The organism is Pelagibacterium montanilacus (assembly GCF_003992665.1).
Lineage (GTDB): Bacteria > Pseudomonadota > Alphaproteobacteria > Rhizobiales > Devosiaceae > Pelagibacterium > Pelagibacterium montanilacus.
The window spans coordinates 1-8,339 of the sequence record NZ_RZMX01000030.1; the positions used below are offsets into that span (position 1 = coordinate 1).

Sequence of the window (8,339 nt, forward strand, 5' to 3'; positions counted from 1 at the left end):
CTCGACGTGATCATTCCCGAACCAATGCGTGGCGCGCATGCCAAGGGCATGGAAAGACTTTTGGCCGGAGGTCAGCCTCGGATTGTCGGCACCGTCCTAGAAGTCACAGCACAGCATTCCGATGGCAGCCACTTCCCAATAGAAATGTCCTTGTCGATGTGGACCCAAGAGGGCGAAGCGCGCTTTGGGGCAATTGTGCGGGACGTATCCAAACGGCGGGCGAACGATGATCGGCTGCACCACCTGGCTCATTTCGATCAGCTCACGCTGCTGCCCAACAGAACGTCATTCCTCGAGAACCTCAACAATGCCCTCGGGCAGAGCGTGCAATCGACCGTGTTGCTCGTTGATCTGGACCGGTTCAAGGAAGTCAACGATCAGCTGGGTCATGCGGCTGGGGACGCTGTTCTGATCGAAGCTGCGCTAAGAATTCGGCGTTGCGTTCCGACTGGAATGGCGAACGTTGCACGGCTGGGCAGCGACAAGTTTTCCATTCTTTTGACGGGCGAGACGGATCCTTCACGGGCGGGGGCGCTGGCGACCGTGGTTCGTCGTGAACTGCGCAGGCCGTTTGATCTGGCCGGCAGACTGGTTTGGGTCGGCTGCAGCATCGGCATCGGCATGTCGCCGAGCCACGGTGATGATGCAGCGACGCTGATCGGCAGTGCAGACCTTGCCCTTTACGAAGCAAAGGCCGAAGGTGGAGACGGCCAACGTTCATTTGTCCCGGCATTGAAGACCGCTGCCGTTGCGCGGCGAAGTTTGGAGATAGATCTTCGGGAAGCGTGGGAAGCCAGGCAGTTCGAGGTGTTTTATCAGCCGCAGATCAGGCTTGAAGATCGCCAGGTCGTAGGTGCAGAGGCTCTGCTACGATGGAGGCACCCCGAGCGGGGACTTCTTGCACCGGGCGCCTTCCTTTCAACCCTTGAGAACAGCTCTCTTGCCGCTCCGGTGGGGACTTGGGTGCTGGAGGCCGCATGCCGACAAGGAGCTGCATGGAACAGGCAAGCGAGCGGGTTCCTTATGGGCGTCAACCTATTCGGGGCCCAGTTGAAAACCGTCCCTTTGACCGAGACCGTCCGGTCAACACTCTCGCTAACGCAATTTCCGGCACGACAGCTCGAACTCGAGATCACCGAGAACATCATGCTGGCCGACGATGAATGCGCGAAAGATCAGCTCAATGCGCTGCATGACATGGGTGTTGGCCTGGCATTTGATGATTTTGGCACGGGCTACGCTTCGCTGGCTTTTCTCAAGCAGTTTCCCATTACGCGGTTGAAGATCGACCGAAGCTTTGTGAGCAACGTTCGCGCAAAGGGCTCGGACGCAGCCATTGTTCAAGCCGTGCTGATGCTGGCGCGCAAGTTCGGATTGTCCGTGATCGCCGAAGGCGTCGAGACCGAAGAGCAGGAAAAGCTCCTCAAGAAATGGCGCTGCCCTCACGCGCAGGGATACCTTTATGGCAAACCCGTCGCGGCTACCGCGTTTGCTATTTCATCGGCGTTTCCGCACAATAGGCCAAGCTCCGATCCTATGCGCAAGTGAGTGAACATCGCTTTCGAACAGCATAGAGCCTCGAATTGAACGGCAATCGTTCAGCCGATTTTTCCTAATGTCACCTTTAACGACGGTTGCCCGACGCTTGCGGCCACCGAGGAGCTATTGCGGGATGGACTGGTTATCAGAACGTCAGCTTTCCGGGGCTGTGCTTGACGCACTGACGGCAAGCATCTGCGTTGTCGACCAGAACGGTATGATCGTCGCCGTCAACCAGGCCTGGCGGCGGTTTTCCAGTGATAACGGTGGCCGGGGTGCTTTTCTCGGCGAGAACTATTTGGACGTTTGCAGACGCGCCAAGGGACCGGGCGCGAAGGCAGCACAACGCTTCGGCCAAAACGTGGCTGACGTGCTCTTCGGCCGCCGCGAGAGATTTGAAACCGAGTATCCGTGCCATTCTCCGAAGGTGCGACGCTGGTTTCTTGCCCGGGTGACGCGGCTCCATCCTGCAGACACGATCGCTGACCCTGATGCCGAGCGCGTGGCGGTGGTCACTCATCAGGACATTACCACCCGCAAGCTCCTCGAGTTCGATCTCAAAAAGCTGGCTGAGACCGACGAACTCACCGGCCTCAAGAACCGCCGGAGATTTCTGGCGGCTGCAAACAAGGCATTGGAGAGGCTCAAGCGCTTTGACGCGCCCGCCAGCCTATTCATCATTGATCTCGACAACTTCAAGACCATCAACGACACCCATGGACATGCCGTTGGCGACGGGGCCCTTTGTCACGCAGCCGAACGGTTCAAGCGCGCCATCCGTCGTCGTGATCTGTTGGCGCGGATTGGTGGGGAGGAGTTCGCAGTCCTGCTGCCCGACGAGGATGAGTGCGGTGCGATGATGGTTGCGGAGCGCCTTCGCACATTGATTGCCGCCTCTCCCCTGAGTGACAAATCTGGACCAATTGGCCTCACAGTCAGCGTCGGCGTGACGTCTTTGCGCAAGGGCGATCAAAGTGCAGATGATGCTCTGGGGCGGGCCGACCGTGCCCTTTATCGCGCAAAAGACGAAGGGCGAAATCGGGTCAGGGCTTCCACGATGGGCCTTGCTCCCCCCACCGTCCCATGATCGTCCGAGCAGGGGACGTCTGCCCGGCGGCAGCTGGTTCTGCGCCCATAGGGGGGTCAACCCACCATCGAGCCTGCTACGCCCAGGAGGAGCGGGCGGGGATAAACTCCTCGTTGCGGCTCTGAGCATGACCCTCGCCTGGCCTCATGCTTTTCTCGACAAACCCGCCTGTGCTGACGCAGGAACAGCCAAGGCGACCCGAGTTCCTCCATTCTGCTTCCTGTCGGGCGACGCAGCTTGTGCCAATCCCATTTGTGTGCGATATGATCCCTACACGTTTTCAGCCTATGTCGGCTGCCTGCTGCCGGTCATGCCGGTCCTTGGCTCTCTGATCTATCATGCGAACGTTTGTAGTGCCCTCACGCATGTTGCAGAGGGCTAACCGCTCGTTTCGCTTCGGCTCCGAGCTTAAAGGATATTCCCCATGGCCACCGTCAACGGTACCGTCAAGTTCTTCAATACCACCAAAGGTTTTGGCTTTATCACGCCTGAAACCGGCGGTAGCGACCATTTCGTCCACGTCAGTGCCGTTCAGAGCGGCGGCCTTGATGGCCTCTACGAAAACGACAAGCTGACCTACGAAGTCGAAACTGGTCGCGATGGACGTCAGTCCGCAGTGAACCTGACGCTCGTTCAGTAAGAGCTGGCTGGTTGCAACAAAGCTAAAGGTCGCCCGTGTGGCGGCCTTTTTTGTTGCTCGGACCGTCCTTGCGCATGAACTGAGATGCGGGAGGCGCTATATCCTCGTGTCGCGACCTGGGTCTTCCGCCGTCAGCAAGATGTTGACGCTTCCGATCATTTAGCTGCGCGTTCCGTCGCATCTTGGTCCCATGCTTACTATATCCGGAGAGAAGTACCCGATCCAAAGCAATGCATCATGGCAAAGCGCCCCCACTACCCTAGCGCCCAAGCGCGGTCCGCCGACCTTTTTGTCCATCTGCTTGGCCTAGGGCTTGCCATTGTCGGCGGGGGCATCCTGCTCTGGATGAGCATTCAGGATCCAGCCCCTGGTAGGCTTGTCGTGATCGCAATCTACTCGCTGGGCGCCGTCTCCATGTTCGGATTCTCCACCGCCTACAACTTCGCTACGGCTGCATGGAAGCCTATCCTGCGCCGGCTTGACCATGTAGGCATCTTCCTGATGATCGCGGCCACCTATACGCCGTTCACCGCCTATTTGCTCTCGGGCGCTTGGGCTTGGTGGCTGACCACAAGTCTATGGGTGCTGGCGAGCTTGGGAATGCTCGGCAAGATATTGTCTCCTCCGATCGGGCAGAAGCTCTGGGTGTCTATATATCTAGGCTTGGCCTGGATCGGCGCCATCGCTGTAATCCCTCTGGCAAATATAACCTCTGGGACGGTGCTGTGGCTCCTGGCGATCGGGGGCATCTTCTATACCGTCGGTGTTCTCTTCTACACCAACAAACGTCTGCAGTTTGCCAAAGCCATCTGGCATGGCCATGTCGTGGCCGCGGCTACTACGCACTGGGCAGCCGTACTTATGGGGCTGTTCGTAGTCCACTCCTGATGGCGCACTCAATCCGAGACATCGCGCCCGCCTAAAGCGTCTAGACACGTTAGCTCATGCTATGCGAGCCTGCGACTGATATCGACTTCGATACTTCCTTAGATGCTGTGCCGGACAGGCGATCATTGTCACGGTATATGCGGCAGGGGAAATATGCGGTTATGAGTAGTGAAAACGGCGACAAGCGGCAGGCAATGCTTCGCCAGCAGGCGGTGTTGGCCAAGTTCGGCGAACTCGCCCTGAGGTCTGAAGATCTCGATGAAGTCCTGACCGAAGCCTGCCATTTGGTGGGTGAGGCGCTCGGCACCGATCTTGCAAAGGTGGTGGAGTTGCAACCGGACGGTCGAACCCTTCTGGTGCGAGCGGGAGTCGGTTGGAAGCCTGGGGTGGTCGGTCGCGTCAAGCTGGCAGTTGAGAAGGGGTCCTCGGAGGGCCACGCCCTTGAGACCGGTGAGCCGGTGATCTCGTTCGACATCGCGAGGGAAACACGTTTCCAGTACGCGCCCTTCCTGATCGACAACGGCGTCAGGGCCATCGTCAACGTCATCATCCTTGGCGGGCACGAGCGCCAACCTTATGGAATATTGCAGGTGGACAGCCGAACGCCGCGCCAGTTTGACGAGCATGACATCAGCTTTCTGCGCGGCTATGCCAATCTGCTCGCGGCCACAGTGGATCGGCTCCGCGTCCTGATGGAGTTGCGCGAGGAAGCGGCACGGAAAAATGTACTTTTGGCCGAGTTGCAGCATCGCAGCCGCAACATCCTGGCGGTCGTCCAGGCAATCGCTGCGCGTTCGCTCGAGGGGAGCCCGGCGCTTGAGGATTTCAAGGCCCGTTTGTCCGCGATCAGCCGCGTACAAGGCTTCCTTTCCCGCGCGCAGAGCTGGACGGTGGACCTTCATGAACTCGTTCAGACCGAGTTGCAGGCGCACGGGGATGGGCAGGCCTACAAGGCCAAGGTGGACGGGCCACCGGTCGATCTGCCGGGCGACAAGGTGCAGATACTAGCGCTGGCGCTGCATGAGCTTGCAACCAATGCGGTGAAATACGGCGCTCTTAAGCAGTCTTCCGGTCAGCTGTCGGTGACGTGGAGCTTGACCGGAGGCGATACCCCCCGGCTATTATTCGAGTGGCGCGAGAGCGGTGTTCAGATGCCGGTGGGAAACACCCCGCGCCAAGGCTACGGGCGTGAGTTGATCGAGCGCGCGCTGCCTTTTCAGCTCGAAGCCGAAACCCGATTTGAGTTCACCAGCGACGGAGTGCATTGCGCAGTAGCCATACCGCTCGCTGTCTTGAAGCCGGAGGAGCAGGAGCCGTGACCGAGGCAGTGCCAGCCATCCTGCAGGGCCTTCGCATATTGGTGATCGAGGATGAATATACCATCGCAGACGACCTGGCGCGCAATCTCAGGCGTGAGGGAGCCGAGGTGTTGGGACCAGCTCCAAGCCTTGCCCGCGCGCGCGAGTTGATCAAGACCAAAGATGATATTCACGGCGCGGTGCTCGACATCCATCTCAAGGGTGAGATGGTTTGGCCAATTGCAGATAGCTTGCTGGCCCGTTCGGTTCCGATCGTGTTCGCGACTGGCTACGACGCAGACGCCATCCCCCAACGCTTTGCGCATCTGCCGCGTTGCGAGAAGCCGGCTGCGGTACACGACCTCGCCCGCGCCTTGGTACAAAATTCAGCCTAGATGCCGTAATGGGCCGGCCTTTGCGAGCATAGCCAAGTTGGGTGGCTGTCCCTCAGAATGATGATGTTGAAACGGAGCCCGAGTGATTGGCTCCAGGCATCATGAGAGGAACAGCCATGGAACACTATGTGGGAATCGATGTCTCTCTGGAAGAGAGCAGCGTGTGCATTGTTGACGCGACCGGAACGATCGTGCGCGAGGTCAAGATCGCCAGCGAGCCGGAGGCACTGGTCCGCTATTTCGACGAACAGGAATTGTCTGTCATCCGCATTGGGCTCGAGGCCGGGCCGTTGTCGCAGTGGCTGCATGCCGGGCTTGTGGCCTCTGGACGCGATGTGGTTTTACTGGAGACGCGGCATGTGAAGTCAGCGCTCTCGGCCATGACGATAAAGACCGACAGGAAAGATGCACGCGGGATCGCCCAGTTGCTGCGGATGGGGTGGTACCGTCCGGTTCATGCCAAATCGGTGACCTGCAAGGATACCCGAGCCCTTCTTGTTGGACGCAAGCTTCTGCAGAGCAAGCTTCTTGACGTCGAGCTCAGCATCCGGGGAATCCTGCGCGGCTATGGACTGAAGGTCGGCGATTGGTTCAACAATCGGCGCCTGTTCGAGCCAATCGGAAACACCCCGCCGGCCGAAGCCGAGGCAAACTACTACGCCGCACTGGATTAACCGGCCATGGCCGCATAACTTGAACCAAATGGCCTCCGACAGTCCCGGCGCGGTTCATTAACGGCTGTGATGCTATTCTAGCCCTATGGACTCATTGGTTGAAAGACCAGCAGAACTGCGTGAAACGCCGGCGGTGCGCGGCCCTGCAGTGATTGTTGTAGGGCCCGATTGCATCGAGGCCTTCATTGAGAACGCTTCGCCCGCCGGCGTCATGATCAAGGTACCGGCGTCCGCTAAAGTCCCTTCTTCTTTCACCCTTGGCATTGGCGAGTATCGGCAGGACTGTGACTTGATCTGGAGAAACGGCGCACTCGTAGGCGCCCGCCTCTCGGCTTGAGTGGATGCCCAGCATAGTGCTCTGGACTGGCTAGCTACCTGCATACCCGATGCCCATGGACGCTCGGGCGGAACCCCGCATAGGCGGGGTCGTTCCCCGTTGTCTCGGCTCAATGGCTGACAACGGGAGAAGGCACATGGAAAAGATCCTCAACACCTATGAAGCTACCGCCGCAGACGGCTCCTCGGTGACTGTGTACGAGGTCCAAGAATCTGAGAACGCGGGCGTAATGGAAAGCCCGGACCGAAAAGAAGGCGGCATCAAGAGAATGCAACTATCCGATGGTCGCCCGCTTAAGATGGTTGGGGAACGCCAATTCAAGGTAGATGGCACCGACGAGGCCTTCTTGCTCGACAGGCCGTATCGACCCTGAAACCTGGTTTATAGAGAACGCATGAACGTCCGCTACAAGATGGGCACCGCGATACGTCTCGTCTTCGATGCGCTGGTCGAGGGACTGAGTGCCTATGCTCGTTGAGCCGGGTTGGTCCTCCGCCGCCGATTTGGAAACAGGCACGCAATGCGGCCCCACTACGCCGCCATGAACCCTGATGGTTCGCTGGACAGCCGAAATGATCGAAATGGCGCCGAACCCTGAATGGCAGCTGATTGAGCGTTGTTGCCACAAGCCGACAGACAGCTTCCGGCCCCGAACCCGCCAGGCAACAACACGCGCCCATGCGGGTCGTTTAGCCCCTTCGGATCAGGGCCGCTAGCTGCCGTAGCCGCAAGGACTGCGAACGCAACCAATCGTAGTAATCTGACGGTCAATGCGGCGCCTAGGGCGGGCCACAGGATACAGGCAAGCCGTATCGACCAGAGGAACTCTCCATGGGGCTAATCGTTGGGGAACTAACAAGCATAAAGGAGACCGGCATGGCGATGAACTCGCTCAAAGACATTTACCTCGACCAGCTGCAGGACATCTGGAGCGCCAACACCCAGTCCCTGCCCGTCGTGACCGAACTCGGCCGCGCCGCCCAAGACGAGGAATTGTCCGAGGCGCTGATCGATGGCGGCAACGGTATTGCCGATGGCATCGCCGAAATAGAGAAGCTGTGCAACGACCACGGCATCAAGCCGAACGCCGAGCATTGCAAGGGTATGGAAGGCCTCGTGAAGGAAGCGCGCGCGCATGGCTTGTCCGACGAGATCACGGACGCTGACGTGCGCGATGCAGCCATCATCCCGCAGTATCAGCGCATGGTACATTACGCACTTGCAGGTTACGGGACCCTGGCCGCCTTCGCCAACCGCCTCGGTTTGGACGGTGACGCGGCGGTATTGAAAAAATGCCTCGATCAGACTTACGACGGCGACCGCCGCATGACGGCGATCGCCATGAAGGGCGGGGTCAACAAGGACGCCGTCTCCTGAATTCTGTCCGCAATGAGCAATCTGGGCTGTACGAAAAATCGTACGGCCCTTTTCATGGCATGGACATTCGTAGAGTGGACTTCTGTGCGATGGCACCGACGTCT

Annotated in this window: 8 protein-coding genes and 1 pseudogene; all 9 read left to right on the top strand. The window is 59.0% G+C overall.

The features are described from left to right. On the top strand, nucleotides 1-1,548 hold a 1,548-nt coding region (locus tag EO136_RS10050; protein ID WP_127144302.1), incomplete at its 5' end, for a putative bifunctional diguanylate cyclase/phosphodiesterase. 124 nt (nucleotides 1,549-1,672) lie between these two features. Continuing rightward, nucleotides 1,673-2,626, top strand: a complete 954-nt coding sequence (locus EO136_RS10055) for a sensor domain-containing diguanylate cyclase (protein ID WP_164730524.1) — start codon at nucleotides 1,673-1,675, stop codon at nucleotides 2,624-2,626. 424 nt (nucleotides 2,627-3,050) lie between these two features. Continuing rightward, nucleotides 3,051-3,266 (top strand): cold-shock protein, encoded by a 216-nt coding sequence (locus tag EO136_RS10060; protein ID WP_127144299.1) that lies wholly within the window; start codon nucleotides 3,051-3,053, stop codon nucleotides 3,264-3,266. Nucleotides 3,267-3,503: 237 nt separating this feature from the next. Next, nucleotides 3,504-4,154 (top strand): PAQR family membrane homeostasis protein TrhA, encoded by a 651-nt coding sequence (gene trhA / locus EO136_RS10065; RefSeq protein WP_127144304.1) that lies wholly within the window; start codon nucleotides 3,504-3,506, stop codon nucleotides 4,152-4,154. Between the two features lie 161 nt (nucleotides 4,155-4,315). Continuing rightward, nucleotides 4,316-5,473, top strand: a complete 1,158-nt coding sequence (locus EO136_RS10070) for a sensor histidine kinase (protein WP_206513305.1) — start codon at nucleotides 4,316-4,318, stop codon at nucleotides 5,471-5,473. Beyond that, nucleotides 5,470-5,847, top strand: coding sequence for a response regulator (locus EO136_RS10075; protein WP_246018327.1), 378 nt, complete (start codon nucleotides 5,470-5,472; stop codon nucleotides 5,845-5,847). The genes EO136_RS10070 and EO136_RS10075 overlap by 4 nt, the downstream gene beginning before the upstream one ends. A gap of 116 nt (nucleotides 5,848-5,963) precedes the next feature. Then, nucleotides 5,964-6,431: pseudogene (locus tag EO136_RS10080) on the top strand (IS110 family transposase); the annotation flags it as partial. Between the two features lie 563 nt (nucleotides 6,432-6,994). Further along, entirely contained in the window at nucleotides 6,995-7,231 is a 237-nt protein-coding gene (locus tag EO136_RS10085; protein ID WP_127144306.1) for a hypothetical protein, read from the top strand. A 503-nt stretch (nucleotides 7,232-7,734) separates the two neighbouring features. Continuing rightward, the gene (locus tag EO136_RS10090; protein ID WP_127144307.1) at nucleotides 7,735-8,235 is read left to right on the top strand and encodes a ferritin-like domain-containing protein; all 501 of its coding nucleotides are present in this window, start codon (nucleotides 7,735-7,737) and stop codon (nucleotides 8,233-8,235) included. The last annotated feature ends 104 nt before the right edge of the window (nucleotides 8,236-8,339 follow it).

Coding starts and splice junctions, on each gene's coding strand:
- EO136_RS10055 (WP_164730524.1), top strand. CDS start 1,673: ATGGACTGGTTATCAGAACGTCAGCTTTCCGGGGCTGTGCTTGACGCA.
- EO136_RS10060 (WP_127144299.1), top strand. CDS start 3,051: ATGGCCACCGTCAACGGTACCGTCAAGTTCTTCAATACCACCAAAGGT.
- trhA (WP_127144304.1), top strand. CDS start 3,504: ATGGCAAAGCGCCCCCACTACCCTAGCGCCCAAGCGCGGTCCGCCGAC.
- EO136_RS10070 (WP_206513305.1), top strand. CDS start 4,316: ATGAGTAGTGAAAACGGCGACAAGCGGCAGGCAATGCTTCGCCAGCAG.
- EO136_RS10085 (WP_127144306.1), top strand. CDS start 6,995: ATGGAAAAGATCCTCAACACCTATGAAGCTACCGCCGCAGACGGCTCC.
- EO136_RS10090 (WP_127144307.1), top strand. CDS start 7,735: ATGGCGATGAACTCGCTCAAAGACATTTACCTCGACCAGCTGCAGGAC.